The sequence below is a fragment of the Polymorphobacter sp. genome (genome assembly GCF_051860865.1).
Taxonomy (GTDB): domain Bacteria; phylum Pseudomonadota; class Alphaproteobacteria; order Sphingomonadales; family Sphingomonadaceae; genus Sandarakinorhabdus.
Genome location: NZ_JBIMKZ010000008.1, coordinates 38,758 through 56,237, shown reverse-complemented (window position 1 = coordinate 56,237; position 17,480 = coordinate 38,758). Strand labels below are relative to the sequence as shown.

General features: G+C 68.7%; 21 protein-coding genes. 11 read left to right on the top strand and 10 right to left on the bottom strand.

The window, feature by feature from the left end; genetic code table 11:
- The 5 genes from ACTIFJ_RS02910 to ACTIFJ_RS02890 all read right to left on the bottom strand — a co-directional run.
- The coding region (locus ACTIFJ_RS02910) for an exodeoxyribonuclease III (protein ID WP_439532584.1) at positions 1-625 on the bottom strand (625 nt) is incomplete at its 3' end.
- 37 nt (positions 626-662) lie between these two features.
- Positions 663-995 carry an iron-sulfur cluster insertion protein ErpA gene (gene erpA / locus ACTIFJ_RS02905; RefSeq protein WP_439532583.1) on the bottom strand — a complete coding sequence of 111 codons (333 nt, stop codon included), beginning with the start codon at positions 993-995 and terminating at the stop codon, positions 663-665.
- A gap of 45 nt (positions 996-1,040) precedes the next feature.
- Positions 1,041-2,252, bottom strand: coding sequence for a peptidoglycan DD-metalloendopeptidase family protein (locus ACTIFJ_RS02900; protein ID WP_439532582.1), 1,212 nt, complete (start codon positions 2,250-2,252; stop codon positions 1,041-1,043).
- Positions 2,253-2,663: 411 nt separating this feature from the next.
- Positions 2,664-3,134 (bottom strand): peroxiredoxin, encoded by a 471-nt coding sequence (locus ACTIFJ_RS02895; protein ID WP_439532581.1) that lies wholly within the window; start codon positions 3,132-3,134, stop codon positions 2,664-2,666.
- Between the two features lie 11 nt (positions 3,135-3,145).
- Positions 3,146-5,908, bottom strand: coding sequence for a bifunctional [glutamine synthetase] adenylyltransferase/[glutamine synthetase]-adenylyl-L-tyrosine phosphorylase (locus ACTIFJ_RS02890; RefSeq protein ID WP_439532580.1), 2,763 nt, complete (start codon positions 5,906-5,908; stop codon positions 3,146-3,148).
- A gap of 97 nt (positions 5,909-6,005) precedes the next feature.
- On the opposite strand from ACTIFJ_RS02890, the gene ACTIFJ_RS02885 reads away from it, so the two are divergent.
- Positions 6,006-6,140: an entericidin A/B family lipoprotein gene (locus ACTIFJ_RS02885; RefSeq protein ID WP_439532579.1), complete on the top strand. Its 135-nt coding sequence runs from the start codon at positions 6,006-6,008 to the stop codon at positions 6,138-6,140.
- A 146-nt stretch (positions 6,141-6,286) separates the two neighbouring features.
- On the opposite strand, the gene ACTIFJ_RS02880 is transcribed toward ACTIFJ_RS02885, so the two are convergent.
- The 5 genes from ACTIFJ_RS02880 to ACTIFJ_RS02860 all read right to left on the bottom strand — a co-directional run bounded on the left by ACTIFJ_RS02880 (position 6,287) and on the right by ACTIFJ_RS02860 (position 10,959).
- The gene (locus ACTIFJ_RS02880; protein WP_439532586.1) at positions 6,287-6,775 is read right to left on the bottom strand and encodes a demethoxyubiquinone hydroxylase family protein; all 489 of its coding nucleotides are present in this window, start codon (positions 6,773-6,775) and stop codon (positions 6,287-6,289) included.
- A 44-nt stretch (positions 6,776-6,819) separates the two neighbouring features.
- Complete coding sequence (locus tag ACTIFJ_RS02875; RefSeq protein ID WP_439532578.1) at positions 6,820-7,287, bottom strand: disulfide bond formation protein B; 468 nt, start codon at positions 7,285-7,287, stop codon at positions 6,820-6,822.
- A complete protein-coding gene (locus ACTIFJ_RS02870) occupies positions 7,277-7,858 on the bottom strand; it encodes a YqaA family protein (RefSeq protein WP_439532577.1) in 582 nt (193 codons plus the stop codon). The genes ACTIFJ_RS02875 and ACTIFJ_RS02870 overlap by 11 nt, the downstream gene beginning before the upstream one ends.
- Before the next feature lie 90 nt (positions 7,859-7,948).
- Complete coding sequence (locus tag ACTIFJ_RS02865; protein ID WP_439532576.1) at positions 7,949-9,304, bottom strand: S41 family peptidase; 1,356 nt, start codon at positions 9,302-9,304, stop codon at positions 7,949-7,951.
- 77 nt (positions 9,305-9,381) lie between these two features.
- Complete coding sequence (locus tag ACTIFJ_RS02860; RefSeq protein WP_439532575.1) at positions 9,382-10,959, bottom strand: peptide chain release factor 3; 1,578 nt, start codon at positions 10,957-10,959, stop codon at positions 9,382-9,384.
- A gap of 140 nt (positions 10,960-11,099) precedes the next feature.
- On the opposite strand from ACTIFJ_RS02860, the gene ACTIFJ_RS02855 reads away from it, so the two are divergent.
- The 10 genes from ACTIFJ_RS02855 to ACTIFJ_RS02810 all read left to right on the top strand — a co-directional run bounded on the left by ACTIFJ_RS02855 (position 11,100) and on the right by ACTIFJ_RS02810 (position 17,424).
- Positions 11,100-12,065 (top strand): D-alanyl-D-alanine carboxypeptidase family protein, encoded by a 966-nt coding sequence (locus ACTIFJ_RS02855; protein WP_439532574.1) that lies wholly within the window; start codon positions 11,100-11,102, stop codon positions 12,063-12,065.
- 18 nt (positions 12,066-12,083) lie between these two features.
- A complete protein-coding gene (locus tag ACTIFJ_RS02850; protein WP_439532573.1) occupies positions 12,084-12,521 on the top strand; it encodes an ABA4-like family protein in 438 nt (145 codons plus the stop codon).
- Positions 12,522-12,567: 46 nt separating this feature from the next.
- Positions 12,568-12,783, top strand: a complete 216-nt coding sequence (locus tag ACTIFJ_RS02845) for a DUF1289 domain-containing protein (protein WP_439532572.1) — start codon at positions 12,568-12,570, stop codon at positions 12,781-12,783.
- Entirely contained in the window at positions 12,780-13,226 is a 447-nt protein-coding gene (locus tag ACTIFJ_RS02840) for a UDP-N-acetylglucosamine--LPS N-acetylglucosamine transferase (protein WP_439532571.1), read from the top strand. Before ACTIFJ_RS02845 ends, ACTIFJ_RS02840 begins: the two co-directional genes overlap by 4 nt.
- On the top strand, positions 13,223-13,720 hold the full coding sequence (locus tag ACTIFJ_RS02835) for a glycosyltransferase (protein WP_439532570.1): 498 nt from the start codon (positions 13,223-13,225) through the stop codon (positions 13,718-13,720). The genes ACTIFJ_RS02840 and ACTIFJ_RS02835 overlap by 4 nt, the downstream gene beginning before the upstream one ends.
- A gap of 61 nt (positions 13,721-13,781) precedes the next feature.
- Complete coding sequence (locus ACTIFJ_RS02830) at positions 13,782-13,925, top strand: hypothetical protein (RefSeq protein ID WP_439532569.1); 144 nt, start codon at positions 13,782-13,784, stop codon at positions 13,923-13,925.
- Positions 13,926-13,976: 51 nt separating this feature from the next.
- Entirely contained in the window at positions 13,977-14,417 is a 441-nt protein-coding gene (pssD, locus tag ACTIFJ_RS02825; RefSeq protein ID WP_439532568.1) for a PssD/Cps14F family polysaccharide biosynthesis glycosyltransferase, read from the top strand.
- Positions 14,414-14,914, top strand: coding sequence for a glycosyltransferase (locus tag ACTIFJ_RS02820; RefSeq protein WP_439532567.1), 501 nt, complete (start codon positions 14,414-14,416; stop codon positions 14,912-14,914). Before pssD ends, ACTIFJ_RS02820 begins: the two co-directional genes overlap by 4 nt.
- Before the next feature lie 15 nt (positions 14,915-14,929).
- A complete protein-coding gene (locus tag ACTIFJ_RS02815; RefSeq protein WP_439532566.1) occupies positions 14,930-16,675 on the top strand; it encodes a carbamoyltransferase family protein in 1,746 nt (581 codons plus the stop codon).
- Positions 16,672-17,424, top strand: coding sequence for a glycosyltransferase family 2 protein (locus tag ACTIFJ_RS02810; protein ID WP_439532565.1), 753 nt, complete (start codon positions 16,672-16,674; stop codon positions 17,422-17,424). Before ACTIFJ_RS02815 ends, ACTIFJ_RS02810 begins: the two co-directional genes overlap by 4 nt.
- Positions 17,425-17,480: the final 56 nt, after the last annotated feature.

The following is a 17,480-nucleotide window of genomic DNA, read 5'->3' as shown; positions in this document are numbered from 1 at the left end:
GCCAGGCGCCGGCCTGATAGTCCCAGAAGGTCCAGACGCCGCCGCGCGGGTGGACGGCGCGGACGGCGTCCGTCCAGCCCTGCCAGAGCAGCGCGCGGTATTGCTGGCGCGATTCGGGCTGCATCAGCGCATCGTCGCGGAGCGCAGCGGGGTTCCATATGTCGTCGTCATGGGGGATGACGTTATAGTCGCCGGCGAGGACGACGGGGCCGCCGGTTTCGAGCAGCGTGGCGGCATGGGCGCGCAGCCGGGCCATCCAGGCCAGCTTGTAGTCGAACTTGGGGCCGGGCTGGGGGTTGCCGTTGGGCAGGTAGATGCTGGCTACGCGAAGGCCGTCGACATCGGCTTCGAGATAGCGGGCGTGGTCGTCGGCGTCGTCGCCGGGGAGGCCGCGCTGGGTTTCGGTGGCGGGGCTGCGGCTGAGGATGGCAACGCCGTTGAAGCCCTTCTGGCCGTGGACGAGGCAATGCCAGCCGGCGTCACGCAGCGTGTCGACGGGGAAGTTTTCGGAGACGGTCTTGATCTCCTGGAGGCAGGCGATATCGGGCTTGGCCTCCTCCAGCCATTCGAGCAGGCGTGGCAGGCGGGCGTTGGTGCCGTTGATGTTGAAGGTGGCGATGCGCATGCCGCAGCTTTAGGCGCGGTGGCGCGTCAACGGAAGCTCAGACCGAGAAGCTGGAGCCGCAGCCGCAGCCCGAGGCGGCGTTGGGGTTGCGGACCTCAAAGGCGGCGGCACCGATCTTCTCGACGAAATCGACCTCGCAGCCGGCGAGGAAGGGCAGCGAATCGGGATCGACGAGCATGGTGACGCCATCGGTCTCGACGGTCAGGTCATCGGGGGCGGCGTCCGATTCGAGGCCGAAGCGATACTGGAAGCCGGCGCAGCCGCCGCCATCGACGGCGAGGCGGAGCTTGAGGCCGGGCTTGCCCTGCCGCGCCGACAGGGCGGCGACGCGGGCGGCGGCGGCGGGCATGAGCTTGGGGTTGGTGTCCATGCCGGCAATGTAGGACGGATTTGGTCGGGCTTCAACCGGCCCGGTTTAGCCGATGGGACGGATCGGGGTCATCATCATGCCGCCGGCGGCCGGGGTGCCGGCCTGGGCGAGGACATCGTCATCGAGCACGGGGCCGATTGGGCCGGTGGTGCGCTCGGCTTCGCTCTGGGCGGCCAGGACATAGGCGGAGGCTTCGAGGAAGGGCTGCGGGTTGACGGCCTGGCCGTCGACGCGAACTTCATAATGAAGATGGGTGCCGGTGGAACGGCCGGTGGAACCCATGCGGCCGATCAGCTGGCCCTGGCGGACGGTTTCGCCGGGCTTGACCAGCACCTTGGACAGGTGACCGTAGCGAGTCTCGATGCCCTTGCCATGGTCGAGCTCGACGAGATTGCCATAGCCGCTGGCGCTGCCGGCGCGGGAGACCTTGCCATTGGCCGACGCGTAAATGGGTTCGCCGGTGCTGCCGGCCATGTCCATACCGGCGTGGATGGCGACGCGCCCGTTGAATGGATCGAAGCGGCGGCCGAAAGTGGAGCTCTGGCGGTAGTTCTTGACCGGGACCAGCGCCGGGATGCTGGCCAGCGAAGCCTGCATCGTCTCGAGGCGGCGCCAGCTGATGAACAGATCCTTGAAGCGGGGTTCGATCTCGTCGGTGGCCGGGATGAACGGGCCGCCGACACCACGGCCGCTGCCGCGCCATTCCGAGACGGCGGCGAAGCGGCTGGGATCGAGGCCGAGCCGGCGGATCAATGCCTGGGTATCGCGAAGCCGGGCTTCGGCGGCACCGGTGGCGCGGTCGACCATCGCCAGCTGCTGGTTCTCGATGGCGCGCAACGGCGCGACGACGCCGGGCATCACCGTGTCGGCGGAAACATCGGCGGTGCGGGTCTTGCCGAGCGGTGCGACGAGGGCACGGACGGTGTCGAGGCCGTTTTTCTTGTCTTCGCGCGGCAGCAGGCCGGCGAGCGTCTTCGAATCGGCCTTGCCGGCCATCAGTGCGGTGAGAAAGGCCTGGCGGGTTTCGAGCGCCTGGGTGCGCTGGCTGACATCGGCCTTGACCAGCGAGGCTTCGAGCCGGGCGGCGGCGAGCTGCTGCTCGAGCCGGGCGAGCTCCTTCTGCTTAGCCGAGAGCATGGTGTCAGTGCCGACATTACCGCTGATGAGGGAGGTGGTGGCGATGCCGAGCCAACCTGCGACGAGTACTGCCGATCCGATTGCCATGATCTGCTGCCAGCTCCCAACTTTTATGGTCATCGCGCCATGGGCACGGTGCCATGTGAAGCAATGTTCGGGCAGATGACGCGCAACGCTGTCATTGAGGCCGCTGAAGGCCTTTGCCAGTCTAGGCACGATATCTGGACCCCCGGACTTGCTACCGATTCCTCGATTCACCTGCCCCGTACGACCCGGATCTCGTGACCGGAGGACTGGCCGCCGCCTGGTGACTGGGTTCCGCAACCTCGGCTGCTGTTCCGCAATTCCGTGCGACAACGCCTTTGAACCAGCCGCGCCGGTCGCCGACAACCCCGGCCGGCGAAGGCACGGTTCAGCCGTTGTCATGGCACGATGAATTGAAAATAAATCGGCCGGTCGATGAAACCTTTCGGCCCGGTCAACGTTTCTGCAACCCCGCGCGGGGGGAATCATGGTCGAATCGTGGCGGACTCAGATGGCGCGGGCGGCTTCGAGCACGGCCTCGGCATGGCCGGGCACCTTGACCTTGCGCCAGACGCTGGCGATGCAGCCGTCGCGGCCGATCAGGAAGCTGGCGCGCTCGATGCCCATATAGGTCTTGCCGTACATGGATTTGGACACCCAGACGCCGTAGTCCTCGGTGACCTTGCCGCTATCATCGGCGCCAAGCGGCAGCCGCAGGCCGTATTTGGCGCGGAACTTGGCGTGCGCCGCCAGGCTGTCCCGCGAGACGCCGATGATCGCGGTGTCGGCGGCGGCGAAGTCATCGAGCAGTGCCGAAAAGCCCTTGGCCTCGTTGGTGCAGCCGGGCGTGTCGTCCTTCGGGTAGAAATAGAGCAGCAGCTTGCGGCCGGCGAAATCGGCGAGCCGCAGCGTGCCGGCGTCATCGGTTTCCAGCGTGAAATCGGGGGCGGGGTCGCCGGCCTTCAGTTCCGTGGTCATCGTCTCTCCCTTCAGGCGTTGAGGATGCTCTCCCATGCCAGCCGGACCTGCTGCCTGGCCAGCCCCAGCGCAGCGACGGCATCGGCGAAATTTGCCGCACCCAGCCCGCGCGTCAGCACCGCTTCGACGGCGGGGGAGAAATGGTCGGGGACTTTGGTCCCGGGCACCACCAGCCGCAGCAGCACCAGCCAGCTGGTCAGCAGGTCCAGCGCGCCGGCCAGCGCCTCGGCCTGATCGGGGGCGAGGCGGCCGGTGGCGGCGAGCCGGTCCAGCGCCTCACGCATGTCCGGGGTCAGCGCCTCGGGGGTGAGCAGCTGGAGATAGTGGATGATGAACTCCAGATCGACGAGGCCGCCCGGCGCCAGCTTGGCATCGAACATGCCCTGCCCCGGCTTGGCCTTGGCGATGTCGGCGCGCATGCCGACGACCGCCTCGCGCAGCGCCTGCGGGTCGCGCGGCACCGAGAGCTGGGCCTTGATGATCGCCTCGGCAGCAGCGCGGGCGGCCGGGCTGCCGCCGATGACGCGGGCGCGGGTCAGCGCCATATGCTCCCAGGGCTCGGCCTCCTCGGCCTCGTAGCGGGCGAAACTGTCCAGGCTGACCGACAGCATGCCCTTGGCGCCCCAGGGCCGCAGCCGTGTATCGACTTCATACAGCCCGCCCTCGGCGGTGGGCACCGACAGCGCCGTCGACAGCCGGGTGCCGAGCCGGTTGAACCAGAGCGCCGCCGAGATCGGTCGGGGTCCGTCCGACTGGGCGGCGGCATCGCCGACATAGAGATAGATGAGATCGAGGTCCGAGGCATGGGTGAGCATGCCGCCGCCATAGCGTCCCATCGCCACCACCAGCGGCTCGGCGCCAGGAATGCGGCCCTGGGTTTCGGCGAGCATGGCGGTGACCGCCGGCAGCAGCACCAGCAGCGCCGCATCGGCGAGGCCGGCCAGCGCGCGGGCGGCGACCAGCGGATGGACATGGCCCTCGATCAGCTGGGCGCCGATCTGGAAGCGGCGCTCGCTGGTCCAGCGGCGCACCCGGTCCAGCTTTTCCTCGAAGCTGGCGGCGTGGCCGACCAGCACCGCCAGTTCGGCGGCCAGCAGGCCCGGGAGCGGCGGCGGGGCCAGGGCGTCCGGCCCCAGCATGACATCGAACAGGGCCGGCGTGCGGGCCAGCGCATCGGCGAGCACCGGGGCGACACCGAGCAGATGGGCGAGCAGCCCGACCAGCCGGGGATTGGCCTCCAGCAGCGCGAGGAACTGGGCGGCCGGCGGCAGCTGTTCGAGGAAACTGTCCAGCCGCACGGCGGCGCGCGGCGGATCGGCGGCCTCGGCGATGCCGGCGATCAGGCCGGGCAGCACGCGCTCGAACGCGCTGCGCGCCGTCTCGCTGCGCAGCGCCCGCAGGCTGTTGCCGCGCCAGCGCTCGATCAGCGGCAGCAGCATCTTCGCCAGCTTCGGATGCTCGGCCTTCAGCCAGGGCCCGGCATCGGCGGGCACCGGCGTCGCCGGCGGGGTGGCGGCGGCAATCAGCCGGTCATAGGCGGCGGCGACGGGCGCCGTCAGCCGCGCCAGCGCGCGCTCGACGACCGCCCAGTCTTTCGCGCCGCAGAGCGCGGCGACGGCGGCGCGGTCGGCGGCCAGCCTGGGGACGGCATGGGTCTGCTCGTCCCGGTGCATCTGCAGCCTGTGTTCGATGGTGCGGAAGGCGCGGTAGCTGGCGGCCAGCGCCTCGGCCTCGTCGGCGCCGATGCGGCCCGCAGCGACCAGCGCGTCGAGCGCCTCCAGCGTGGCGGGGACGCGCAGCGAGACATCGCGCCCGCCCCAGATCAGCTGGTGGATCTGGGTGTAGAACTCGACCTCGCGGATGCCGCCGCGGCCGCGCTTGATGTCGAAACCCGGCCCCAGCGCCTGACCGCCCTCGAAATGATCGCGGATGCGCAAGCTTACCGACTGGACATCACGGACGGCGGTAAAGTCGAGGCTGCGGCGCCAGACGAACGGCCGCAGCCGATCGAGAAAGGCCTCGCCCATCGCCACATCGCCGCCCACCGCGCGCGAACGGACAAAGGCCAGCCGCTCCCAGGTCTCGGCCTCGGACTGGTAATAATGTTCGGCGGCGCCCAACCCCATGCTGATCGGCGTCACCTCGCTGGACGGGCGCAGGCGCAGGTCGACACGGGCGACATAGCCATCGGCCTGGCGATCGGCGAGCAGCGCCACGGCGCGCCGCGCGATGCGGACCGCGGCTTCCTCCGGCTCCTCATGGGCGCGGCAGGGAATCAGCGCCGGGTCATGGAGCAGGATCAGGTCGACATCGGAGGAATAGTTGAGCTCGCGGCTGCCGAGCTTGCCGAGCGCCAGCGCCACCAGCCCGCGATTCGGCGCACCACGCTCGGCCAGCGCGGCGGCAATCGCGGCATCGATGGCGGCATCGGCAAAGTCGGAGAGCGCGGCGGTGACCGTCTCCAGCGGCCAGCGGCCGGCGAGATCGGCGAGCGCCACCAGCAAGGCGACATCGCCGCGCGCCCGGCGCAGGCGGCTGGCGAGCGGCGGCGAGTCAGCGTCGCTGCGGACCAGCGCCAGCGCCGTGACCAGCACCGATTCGGCGCCCTCGTCGGCGAGCTGCTGGAACAGCGCGGCGCGGCTGGGCATCAGGCCCTTGAGAAACGGCGCATGTGCCCAGGCGGCGGCGGCGGCGGTGCGGAGGTCCGGGGCCAGCGGCGGCAGCAGCGCGGCGAGATCGGCCGGGGGATCGAGGGCAGGCAACACGAATTTCATCGGTCAGCCGTGCCCCGGCGGGGCGGCGCTGGCAAGCGTGCGTTCATCTGCGCGGCGTCAGAGTTCTGCGGCAAACCGACTGCAAGGATAACTGATCATGCGCAAGACTTTCGCTCTCGTATTCGCCGCCAGCATCGCTCTCGCCGCCTGCAACACCGTCGGCGGGGCCGGTGAGGATCTCAGCTCCGCCGGCAAGGCGATCACCAAGACCTCGGACGACGTGAAGAACTAGGTAAGAATGCCTCCGGCGGCTGTGGCCTTGGGCCCCAGACCCCAATTATCAGGTTGGTTCCGCAGCGTCGTCTGCCGTTGCATGGCCGAGGTCTGATTATCGGGGTCTGGGGCCGTCGGCCCCAGCCGCCGGAGGCGTCCTGCCCTTCAAATGCGCTCGGCCACCCGGATGGCGATCCGGCAGCCGGCGCGGATGACCGTCTGCATCAAGCCATGGCTGCTTTCGCCGCCATGGTTTGATGCTGTCTGGCGATGATCGGCCTCGTCGGCGCGGTAATCATCGACCATGGCTTTGAGCTCGGGATCGCTGCCATCCGCCAGCGCGTCGGACTGGGCGCCGTAATGCTCGTCGATCACCGTCTCGACGGCGACGGTGGCGGCCATGGCCGCCTTGGGGCCGATCAGCGCGGTGACGGCGCCGAGCGCATAGCCGGCGACATGCCAGACCGGCGCCAGAATGGTCGGGCGGACGCCGCGTCGGATCATCAGCGCGTCAAAGCCCTCGAGATGGCGCTGCTCCTGCGCCGCCATATGGGCGATCTCCCGCGACACGCGCGAGCGCTGACCCATCACCGCCAGCTGGCCGGCATAGATCCGGGCGGCGCCATATTCGCCGGCCTGGTCGACGCGGACCATGGCGGCATGGTCGATCGGATCACGGCTGTCGCCGGGCAGGTGCCTCACGATCGTTTCAGCTGCCACAATGCGATGCCTCCGATGAGCGTTGACAGAACGACGTTCCATCCTGCCATGGAAAGCCCGAAAAGGGACCAGGGAATGGCGTCGCAGCGCACCAGCGGGGCGGCGAGGATTGAGCCGATGACGTCGGCGGTGGAGCCGCCGGCCGGGGCGGCGGCGCAGGTGGTGATGCCCTGCCACCATTTCTGCTCGACACCGGCATGGAAGGCGGCGATGGCCGCCCCCGCCCAGACCGAGAGCGCTGCCAGCGCGACCACCGCGCGCTGGCCCAGCGCCCAGCCGAGTGCCGCGAGTGTCAACGCCGCCGCCAGCGCCCAGCGCTGCCACAGGCACATCTCGCACGGCGCCAGCCCACCCCAATATTGAAAGGCCAGCGCGCCGCCGAGCAGGGCGCTGCCGCCGGTCAGCACGATCGCCGCCGGAACGGCGACGCGCGCCCTAGAAGGCATAGCGGACAACAAGGAAGCCACCAACGAACAGCACCGTCGCCGCCAGCGCCAGCTGGTTGAAATAGCGGTCGATCAGCCGCTGGGCGGCGGCGCCGTAGCGGCGCAGGATCAGCGCCACCAGGAAGAAGCGCCCGCCGCGCCCGAGGATCGAGGCCACGGCCAGCACCGGCAGCGACAGGCCGATGCTGCCGGCGGCGATGGTCGCCACCTTGTACGGGATTGGCAGGAAGGCGAAGGCGAGCATCCACAGGAAGCCGTTGGCGGCGATGCTGGCGGCGAACTCGCCGAAACGTTCCTCATAGCCATAGAATTGCAGCAGCGGCACGCCGACCGCCTTGTAGAGCACCGAGCCGATCAGATAGCCGAGGAAGGCGCCGGCGACCGAGGCGACGGTCGACACCGCCGCATAGCGGATCGACCGCTCGGGCCGGGCGATCGACATCGGGATCTGCATGACGTCCGGCGGCACCGGGAAGAAGGACGAGTCGGCAAAGCTGATGCCGGCCAGCCACTTCTCGGCCTGGGGGCCGGTGGCGCGGGCCAGCGTCCAGTCATACAGGCGACGGAGCACGGGAATTCCTGTCAGCTAGCCGGGGAGGCCTGCCTCATAGGCTGCGGCGGCGCGGCGCGCAATTGCGTGGTGCAACGCACCATCGCGCCGCTAGCGCTGCTCGACCGATTCCGGGCTGGCGGGGGTGGCGGCCATCTGCGTCGGCGCGGACGGACCGAGCCGGCCGAGCATCTTCAGCGCATAATCGAGCTGGAAATCGAGCACGCCCTGCTTCTTCAGCTCCTCGGCGGTGGCGGTGAAGCGCGGATCGGGCTTGATGTCGGTCTCGACCAGCTTGTCGGCGCCGTCCTTGATCTCGTTGATCAGGTGGCGGCGCAGATCGGCCTCGCGCAGGCGCGGACGCTCCTCGGCGGCGTCGGTCAGCTGGGGCACGGTGACGTCCGGATCGATGCCGGCCTCCTGGACGCTGCGGCCCGAGGGGGTGAAGTAGCGTGCCGTGGTCAGCCGCAACGCAGTCTCCTGCGACAGCGGGATCAATGTCTGCACCGAGCCCTTGCCAAAGCTCTTCTGGCCGAGGACGACGGCGCGGCGCTGGTCCTGCAGGGCGCCGGCGACGATCTCGGCCGCCGAGGCCGAGCCGGCATCGACGATGACGACGACCGGCTTGCCGCGCGTCAGGTCGCCGGCCTTGGCATAGTAGCGCTGGATGTCGTTCTTGCTGCGGCCGCGCTGCGAGACGATCTCACCCTTGTCGAGAAACACGTCAGTGACCTCGATCGCCTGGTCGAGCAACCCGCCGGGGTTCGAACGCAAATCGACAACATAGCCGGCGAGATTGGCGCCGAGCTTCTTGTCGATGGCGGTGACGGCGGCGCGGGTGGCCTCGCCGGTCTGCTTGTTGAAGGTGGAGATGCGGACGACGCCGACATTGCCGCGCGTCTCCCATTTCACCGGCTTGATCTGGATGACCTCGCGGACCAGCGAGAAGTCGAGCGGCTTGGTCGCGCCCTCGCGGACCACGGTCAGCTTGATCGGGCTGCCGGCGGCGCCGCGCATCTTGTCGACGGCGTCGTTGAGCGCGGTGCCGTAGATCAGTTCGCCGTCGATATGGGTGATATAGTCGCCGGACTTGATGCCGGCGCGTGCCGCCGGCGTGTCGTCTGTCGGCGAGACGACCTTGACCGCGCCGTCCTCGGTGGTGACGGTCAGGCCGAGGCCGCCATATTCGCCATCGGTGGTCTGGCGCATGTTCTGGAAATCGCGGGCATCGAGATAGGAGCTGTGCGGATCGAGGCTGGTCAGCATGCCGTTGATGGCGCCCTGGATCAGCGTCTTGTCATCGACCTTGTCGACATAATCGACGCGGACCCGCTCGAACACGTCCATCAGCGCGTCGAGCTGCTTGTAGGTGTCGCTCTCCACCGCCGCGCGCACGCCGGCGCCGCCGGCCACCAGCATCACGGCCGCGCCGGCCAGACCGATCTTCGTCCTCGGCGACAAGGTCATGCCTGTTTCCTCACACCACTCATCCGCCCACGATAGCACAAACCCGGCCCGTGGCCAGCGTTGCCGGGCGCGCGCGGCTACGCGCGCTCTCGTGTCGCGCTGAAGCGGATGTCGGTTTCCCGCTGGCTGACATAGTTCAGCTCCCAGCTGTCCCGCGCCATGAACACCGGCGCCCCGTCGCGGTCCTCGGCCATGGCGCCGCGATGCTCGTCGGCGAAGCGCTTGAGCGCGGCCGGATCACCGCCGATCCAGCGTGCCGTCTCATAGGGGCTGGGTTCGAAGGCGGCGGCCACGCGATATTCGGCCTCCAGCCGGCTGATCAGCACCTCGAGCTGGAGCTGGCCGACGACGCCGACGATCCACTGGCTGCCGATCAGCGGCTTGAACAGCTGGGTGACCCCCTCCTCGGCCATGTCGGTGAGCGCGGTGCGCAGCTGCTTCGACTTGGTCGGGTCCTTCAGCGCCACCCGGCGCAGGATCTCGGGGGCGAAATTGGGGATGCCGGTGAAGGTGACGTCGGTCTTCTCGACCAGCGAATCACCGACGCGGAGCACGCCATGGTTGGGGATGCCGATGATGTCGCCGGGGAAGGCCTCGTCGGCGATCTCGCGGTCCTGGGCGAAGAAGAAGATCGGCGAGTTGATGGCGATCGCCTTGCCGGTGGCGACCTGGCGCAGCTTCATGCCGCGCCGGAAGCGCCCCGAGGCGATGCGCAGAAAGGCGATCCGGTCGCGGTGCTGGGGGTTCATGTTGGCCTGCACCTTGAAGACGAAGCCGGAGACCTGGCCGTCATCGGGGGCGACGGCGGCGGGCAGCGCCGGCTGCGGGCGCGGGCTGGGGGCGAATTCGGTGAGCGCGTCGATCAGCGCCTCGACGCCGAAATCCTTGAGCGCCGAGCCGAACAGCACCGGGGTCAGCGCGCCCTTGCGATAAAGTTCCGGATCGAGCGTCGCATAGCCGCCCTGGGCCAGCTCGGCCTGTTCGCGCAGCCGGGCGGCGATCGGGCCGCAGAGCGCATCGATGCGGGGATCGTCGAGGCCGTCGGTCTGCACCGTCTCGCCGGCGCCGCCGGTGGCCGTACCGTCCGGCTTGAGGAAGGCCCCCGTGCGCAGGTCGTAAAGGCCCTTGAATTCGCCGCCCATGCCGGCCGGCCAGTTCAATGGCGCGACATCGAGCGCCAGCACATCGGCGATCTCGTCGAGCAGGTCGAACGGGTCGCGGCCCTCGCGGTCGACCTTGTTGATGAAGGTAAGGATCGGCACGTCGCGCAGCCGGCAGACCTCGAACAGCTTGCGGGTCTGCGCCTCGATGCCGCGCGCCGCGTCGATGACCATCACGGCCGAATCGACGGCGGTGAGCGTGCGGTAGGTGTCTTCGGAAAAGTCCTCGTGGCCCGGCGTGTCGAGCAGGTTGAAGACGGTGTTGCCGCGCTGGAAGGTCATCACCGAGCTGGTGACCGAGATGCCGCGCGCCTGCTCGATCTTCATCCAGTCGGACCGCGCGCGGCGGTTCTGGCCGCGGGCGCGGACCTCGCCGGCCAGATGGATGGCGCCGCCGAACAGTAGCAGCTTCTCGGTCAGCGTCGTCTTGCCGGCATCGGGATGCGAGATGATGGCGAAGGTGCGCCGCTCGGAACTGGCCATGTCGGGGGTCATGGCCACGCGCAATGGCAGGGTGGCGGCGGCGATGCAACCGCCGTGCAGGACCGGCGACCGAAGCGAAACTGTCACAAGGGGTTACGGAGGAATCGCTTTTGATGTATTGTTTCATCACTCGGGGCCAAGAGGATGATAGAATGAAAACATTCGCACGCATCATCGCCGGGGTGGCACTGGCGCTGACGGCGATCGCACCCGCCGCGGCCGGCAGCCTCTATGACCTGCCCAAATATGCCGCCGTGCTGATCAACGCCGACACCGGCGAGATCATGTATGCGCGCAAGGCGGACGAGCAGCGCTTTCCGGCCTCGATCACCAAGGTGATGTCGATCTATGTCGCCTTCGAGGAGCTGAAGGCCGGGCGGCTGAAGGACGATGACCGCATCTCGATCTCCGCCTATGCGGCGCGCCAGCCGCCGACCAAGCTCGGGCTCAAGCCCGGCCAGACGATCAGCGTCCGTGATGCGATCGGCGTGATGGCGACGCGGTCGGCCAACGATATTTCGGTGGCGCTGGCCGAGCATATCAGCGGCAGCGAGGCGGCTTTTGCGGCGCGGATGACGGCAACGGCGCGGCGGCTGGGCATGACGCACAGCCAGTTCATGAACCCGCATGGCCTGCCCAACGCCAAGCATTATACCACGGCCCGGGACATCGCGACCTTGTCCCGCGCGCTGATCCGCGACTTCCCCGATCGCTATCCGGTGTTCAGCAAGGTCGAGCATGAATATGAGGGCCAGATCATCACCGGCCACAACAAGCTGCTGAAGACGCTGCCCGGCGTCGACGGGATCAAGACCGGTTTCACCAATGCCGCCGGCTTCACGCTGGCCGCCTCATCGGTACATGACGGCGTGCGGCTGATCGCCGTGGTGCTCGGCGGTCCGAATGTGATGAGCCGCGACGGCAATGTCGCCGATCTGCTGGAGACCGGCTTTTCGGTGCTGACCAAAAGGTCGCGCGGCCAGTTCACCACCGTCTCCGCCAATTTCTCCGAGCCCGATGACCTGCCCGATGCGGTGATGGAGCGGCTGGCCGGGCGCGGCATGGCCTCGGATGGCCTGGTGCTGATGGATTCGGACAGCGCCGGCGTGGTCCGCTAGGCCGCGGGCGTTCCGGCATTGACGAACGAGCAGCTGTTCGGGCTGGCCAGCGCCGCCGTGCTGCCCGGCTGGCTGGCGCTCGCCACCGCGCCCTTCTGGCGGCGCCGGTCGATTGCCATCGCGCGCTGGATCGGCGCGCTGCTCGCTGGCTTCTACCTGACATTGCTGGTCACCGGGCTGGCCGGCGCCGGACCGCCCGCCGGCGCCGGCTTCACCTCGCTGGAAGGCGTGCGACTGCTGATGACCAGCGAGGCGGCGCTGCTGGCCGGCTGGGTGCATTATCTGGCCTTCGACCTCTGGGTGGGGAGCTGGATGGTGGGCGACGCCGGCAACCACCGGGTGCCGCACTGGGCGGTGCTGCCGTGCCTGCTGCTGACCTTTCTCGCCGGGCCGACCGGGCTGCTGCTCTATCTGCTGCTGCGGCTGCGCTGGCGGGGTGAACGCGGGCGGGCGTGAAAGGGGCGGGCGTGACAGGCTGCGGCGGTTACGGCATGAGGCGGGGATGACCGCGTCTCCCTCCAGCCCCGCGCTGCGCTCGCCGTGCATCAACATCTGCCGGATCGAGCGGCGGAGCGGCCTGTGCGAGGGCTGCAAGCGCAATGTCGACGAGATCATGGCCTGGCCGACCGCCAGCGACGAGCGCAAGCGGGCGATCCTGGCGGCGCTGCCGCTGCGCAGTGTCGGCAGGTCGTGGGGCCGCAAGGGGATACCCCGGTGAGCAAGCGGGTGCTGGCAATGGCGTCAGGCGGCGGGCATTTCGTCCAGCTGCTGCGGCTGCGGCCGGCGTTCGAGGGCCATGAGGTGCATTTCGCCACCGTCCACCGGGCGTCCGAATCAGAGGTGGGCGGCGCGCCCTTCCATGTCTTCCGCGACGTGTCCCGCGCCGACTGGTGGCGGCTGCCGCTGGCGCTGTTCGACATCGCTCGGCTGCTGCTCAAGGTGCGGCCGCAGGTCATCGTCACCACCGGCGCGCTGCCGCCGCTGCTGGCGCTACTGCTGGTCAAGCCGTTCGGGGTGCGGACCCTGTGGGTCGATTCGATTGCCAATTCGGAGGTGCTCAGCGGTTCGGGCCAGCTGGCGCGTCGGATCGCCAGCCGGACCATCACCCAGTGGCCGGCGCTGGCCGAGCCTGACGTCCAGCATTGGGGCAGCGTGCTGTGAAGACGCCGGACGTCTATGTCTCGGTCGGCTCGATGATGCCGTTCGAGCGGCTGGTGCGGGCGATGGACGGCTTTGCGCTGCGGCGGCCGGATCTCGACGTGCTGATCCAGATCGGGCGCGGCAAGACCGAGCCGCGCCATGCCCGCTTTGTCCGGCTGATGCCGCCGGCCGAGTACAAGGCGATGGTCGCCGGCTGTCGGCTGTTCGTGGCGCATGCCGGCATGGGCTCGATCATCGCGGCGATCGAGGCCGGCAAGCCGCTGCTGATGCTGCCGCGCCGCCAGGCGCTGGGCGAGCACAATACCGAGCACCAGCGTGCCACCGCGCAGAGCATCGGCAACCGCCCGGGGCTGCACGTGGCCACCGACGAGGCGGATCTGGTGATCCGCGCCGAGCGGCTGCTCGCCGCCGGCGGCGCCGCCCCGCAGCCAATCGCGCCGTTCGCCGAGCCGGCGCTGACCGACCGCATCCGCGGCTTCATCGAGGCCGGTTGAGGCTGGATTTGGAGCGCGCGAGGCGCTAAACATCGTCGAAAGGCAAGAAGATGGGGATGCGATGCTGACACTGGTCGAGGCCCTGATGGCCGATGCGCTGACGCTGACGCCCGAGTATCTGATGATCGTCGGTCTGCCCGAACTGCCGAAGCTCAATCGCCCGAAATTCATCATCATCCGCCAGCCCGAGCCGCAGCGCGGCTGAGCGGCGGCCGCCGAGGATTGTCAGGCCGGGTGCGCCAGCCTAGAAGGCCGTGTGACAATCTGCATCGTCTCCTCGTGCGGCGGCCACCTGACCGAGGTCCGGGCGCTGCTCCCGGCGTACCAGGATTACCGCCATTATTATGTGCTGAACGACCGGGCGCTGCTGCCCGAGGACATGATCGGCCGCACCCATTTCATCACCCATAGCGAACGCGACTGGAAGTTCCTCGTCAACCTCTGGGAGGCGTGGCGCATCCTGCGCGCCGAGCGACCGCGGATCATCCTGTCCACCGGCGCCGGGCCGGCCGTGCCCTTCGCGCTCGTCGGGCGGCTGCTCGGCTGCCGGATCGTCTTTGTGGAATCGGTGACGCGGATCACCGCGCCGTCGATGACCGGCAAGCTGATGCACCGGCTGGCGCATGACTTCTTCTATCAATGGCCGCAACTGGCCCGTTTCTTCCCGCGCGGCCAGCTCGGCGGGCCGCTGCTGTGAGCAGCTTTGTTTCGGTCGGCAATGCCACCCAGCCCTTTCCGCGGCTGATCGCGGCGGTGATGAAGCACGCCGTGCTGCTGCCCCTGCCGCTGGTCGTCCAGCATGGCTCGACGCCCGGTTCGCTGCTGGGTCCGCTGCCGGGCGGGGTGCCCTTCCTGTCGATGGCGGCGTTCGAGGCGGAGGTGGCGCGGGCTCGGCTGTTGATCCTCCATGCCGGTGCTGGCTCGGTGATCCATGCTGTGCGCGCCGGCAAGCGGCCGGTGGTGATGCCGCGCCGCCAGCATCTGGGCGAGCATGTCGATGACCATCAGCTTGAATTCGCCCGCGCGCTGTCGGCCAGCGGCCATGTCATCCTGGCCGAGACCGAGGGCGATCTGCCGGACGCCATCGCCGCCGCGCTTGCCGCGCCCGCCGGCGCCAGCCAGAACGATTCACAAAGCCCCATGCTCCAGATGGTCACGGCCACGCTGGCGCGTCATATGGGGCAACGTCAGTAGCGTGCAGGATATTTCATGAGCATCATCATCGGCATCAATGCCTATCACGGCGACAGTGCCGCCTGCCTCGTCCGCGATGGCCAGCTGGTCGCCGCCGCCGAGGAGGAGCGGTTCCGCCGGGTCAAGCACTGGGCGGGCTTCCCCTCCGAATCGATCCGCTGGTGCCTGGCCGAAGCGGGGGTGACGCTGGCCGATGTCGACCATGTCGCGCTCAACCAGGACAGCTCGGCCAATCTGGTCCGCAAGATCGGCTATGCGGCGCGCAAGCGTCCCAGCCTGGCGCTGATCAGCGACCGCATCCGCAACAAGCGTGAGCGCAGCAGCGTCGCCGACCAACTGGCGAAGACCATCGGGCCGGGCTTCGCCGGCCGCGTCCATCCGGTCGAGCATCACCTCGCCCATCTGTCCTCGGCCTTCCATGTGTCGCCGTTCGAGGAGGCGAGCGTGGTCAGTGTCGACGGCTTCGGCGATTTCGCCAGCGCCGCCTGGGGCCATGGCCATGGCAGCAAGATCGACATCGACGACAAGGTCTATTTCCCGCACTCGCTCGGCATCTTCTACGAGGCGCTGACCAAGTGGCTGGGCTTCCCGCATTATGGCGACGAGTACAAGGTGATGGGGCTGGCGCCCTATGGCACCCCGCATTTCCTCGACGAGATGCGGCGGATCGTGCTGCTGCAGCCGGACGGCAGCTTCAAGCTCGATCTCGACTATTTCCGCCACGATACCGAGAAGGTCAGCTACGAATGGGAGGACGGGGCGCCCGTCTCCGCCAGCAACCTGTTTTCGCCCGAGCTGGAGAAACTGCTCGGGCCGGCGCGCCAGGCCGGGGATGAGCTGACCCAGCGCCACAAGGATATCGCCCGCTCGATACAGGCGATGTACGAAGAGGCCTTTTTCCATCTACTCGCCAGCGTCCATGCCCGCCACGGCGGCGATGCCCTGTGCCTGTCCGGCGGTTGCGCCGCCAATTCGGTCGCCAATGGCAAGGTCTATGCCCGGTCCCCCTACAAGCGCCTCTATGTCCAGTCGGCGGCCGGCGATGCCGGCGGCGCGATCGGCGCGGCATTTGTCGTCTGGCATCAGCTGGGCGGGGCGCGCGGCTTCGTGATGGACCATGCCTATTGGGGGCCGCACGCCACCGCGCCCGAACTGGCCAGCCTGCTCGACGCCCACAAGCCGGCGCTCGACGCCGCCGGCTGCACGGTCACCGCCATCGCCGACGAAGACGAACTCTGCACCCGCACCGCCACCGCCATCGCCGAGGGCAAGGTGATCGGCTGGTTCCAGGGGCGGATGGAGTGGGGGCCGCGCGCGCTCGGCAACCGCTCGATCCTCGGCGATCCGCGCCGCGCCGACATGAAGGATATCCTCAACCTCAAGATCAAGCGGCGCGAGAGCTTCCGGCCCTTCGCCCCCTCGGTGCTCGCCGAGGCGGTGCCCGCGTGGTTCGAGGAAACCGACGACGTGCCGTTCATGATGCAGGTCTATCCGATCCGGGCCGACAAGCGGGAGCGCATCCCGGCGGTCTGCCATGTCGACGGCTCCGGCCGGCTGCAGACCGTGCGTGCCGAGACCAACCCGCGCTATCACCGGCTGATCTCGGCCTTCGAGGCGCAGACCGGCGTGCCGATGCTGCTCAACACCAGCTTCAACGAGAACGAACCCGTCGTCTGCACGCCCGAAGAAGCGCTCGACTGCTTCCTGCGGACGAAGATGGACGTGCTGGTGCTGGGTGACTGGCTGATCGAGCGGGCATGAAGCTGTCGGTCGTTACCGCCGTCTACAACCGCGAACGCACGATCGCCGACGCCGTGGACAGCCTTCGCCGCCAGACCCATGCCAAGGTCGAGCACATCATCATCGACGGCGGCTCGACCGACGGCACGCTCGACGTGCTGCGCCGGACGCTGGCGGCCGACGCCCGTCTCGTCTCCGAGCCCGATGGCGGCATCTATGACGCGATCAACAAGGGCATGGCGCGCGCCACCGGCGAGGTGGTCGGCCTGCTCCACTCCGACGACTGGCTTGCCGACAATGACGTCCTCGCCGATGTCGCCCGCGCCTTCACGCCGGGCATCGATGCTGTCTACGGCGACCTCGAATATGTCTCGGACAAGGACCCGACCCGCATCGTCCGCCATTGGCAGGCCGGCCCGTATAGCCATGCCCGGCTGAAACAGGGCTGGATGCCGCCACACCCGACGCTGTTCGTCCGCCGTAGCTTCCTCGAACGTCACAGCCCCGGCGGTCGGCCCTATGATACCCGCCTGCGCATCGCCGCCGACTATGAGGCGATGCTGCGCTGGTTCTCGGCCGGGATGCGCACCGCCTATCTGCCGCGCGTGCTCGTCAAGATGCGCACCGGCGGCGCCAGCAACCGGTCGCTGGCCCGCATCCTCCGCAAAAGCCGGGAGGATCTGACCGCCATGCGCCGCCACGGCATCGGCGGGCTGGGGACGCTGGCGGCGAAGAACCTGTCCAAGATTCCGCAGTTTCTGAAGAAGTAAGGGGCCTCCGGCGTCTGGGGGCGACGCCCCCAGACCCCATTGAGGGGCTTTCGTCA

What these genes read in the sequence shown, in the direction of transcription:
- erpA (WP_439532583.1), bottom strand. Translation starts at nt 995, where the DNA reads ATGGACACCAACCCCAAGCTCATGCCCGCCGCCGCCGCCCGCGTCGCC.
- ACTIFJ_RS02900 (WP_439532582.1), bottom strand. Translation starts at nt 2,252, where the DNA reads ATGACCATAAAAGTTGGGAGCTGGCAGCAGATCATGGCAATCGGATCG.
- ACTIFJ_RS02895 (WP_439532581.1), bottom strand. Translation starts at nt 3,134, where the DNA reads ATGACCACGGAACTGAAGGCCGGCGACCCCGCCCCCGATTTCACGCTG.
- ACTIFJ_RS02890 (WP_439532580.1), bottom strand. Translation starts at nt 5,908, where the DNA reads ATGAAATTCGTGTTGCCTGCCCTCGATCCCCCGGCCGATCTCGCCGCG.
- ACTIFJ_RS02885 (WP_439532579.1), top strand. Translation starts at nt 6,006, where the DNA reads ATGCGCAAGACTTTCGCTCTCGTATTCGCCGCCAGCATCGCTCTCGCC.
- ACTIFJ_RS02880 (WP_439532586.1), bottom strand. Translation starts at nt 6,775, where the DNA reads ATGGTCCGCGTCGACCAGGCCGGCGAATATGGCGCCGCCCGGATCTAT.
- ACTIFJ_RS02875 (WP_439532578.1), bottom strand. Translation starts at nt 7,287, where the DNA reads ATGCCTTCTAGGGCGCGCGTCGCCGTTCCGGCGGCGATCGTGCTGACC.
- ACTIFJ_RS02865 (WP_439532576.1), bottom strand. Translation starts at nt 9,304, where the DNA reads ATGACCTTGTCGCCGAGGACGAAGATCGGTCTGGCCGGCGCGGCCGTG.
- ACTIFJ_RS02860 (WP_439532575.1), bottom strand. Translation starts at nt 10,959, where the DNA reads ATGACCCCCGACATGGCCAGTTCCGAGCGGCGCACCTTCGCCATCATC.
- ACTIFJ_RS02855 (WP_439532574.1), top strand. Translation starts at nt 11,100, where the DNA reads ATGAAAACATTCGCACGCATCATCGCCGGGGTGGCACTGGCGCTGACG.
- ACTIFJ_RS02845 (WP_439532572.1), top strand. Translation starts at nt 12,568, where the DNA reads ATGACCGCGTCTCCCTCCAGCCCCGCGCTGCGCTCGCCGTGCATCAAC.
- ACTIFJ_RS02830 (WP_439532569.1), top strand. Translation starts at nt 13,782, where the DNA reads ATGCTGACACTGGTCGAGGCCCTGATGGCCGATGCGCTGACGCTGACG.
- ACTIFJ_RS02815 (WP_439532566.1), top strand. Translation starts at nt 14,930, where the DNA reads ATGAGCATCATCATCGGCATCAATGCCTATCACGGCGACAGTGCCGCC.
- ACTIFJ_RS02810 (WP_439532565.1), top strand. Translation starts at nt 16,672, where the DNA reads ATGAAGCTGTCGGTCGTTACCGCCGTCTACAACCGCGAACGCACGATC.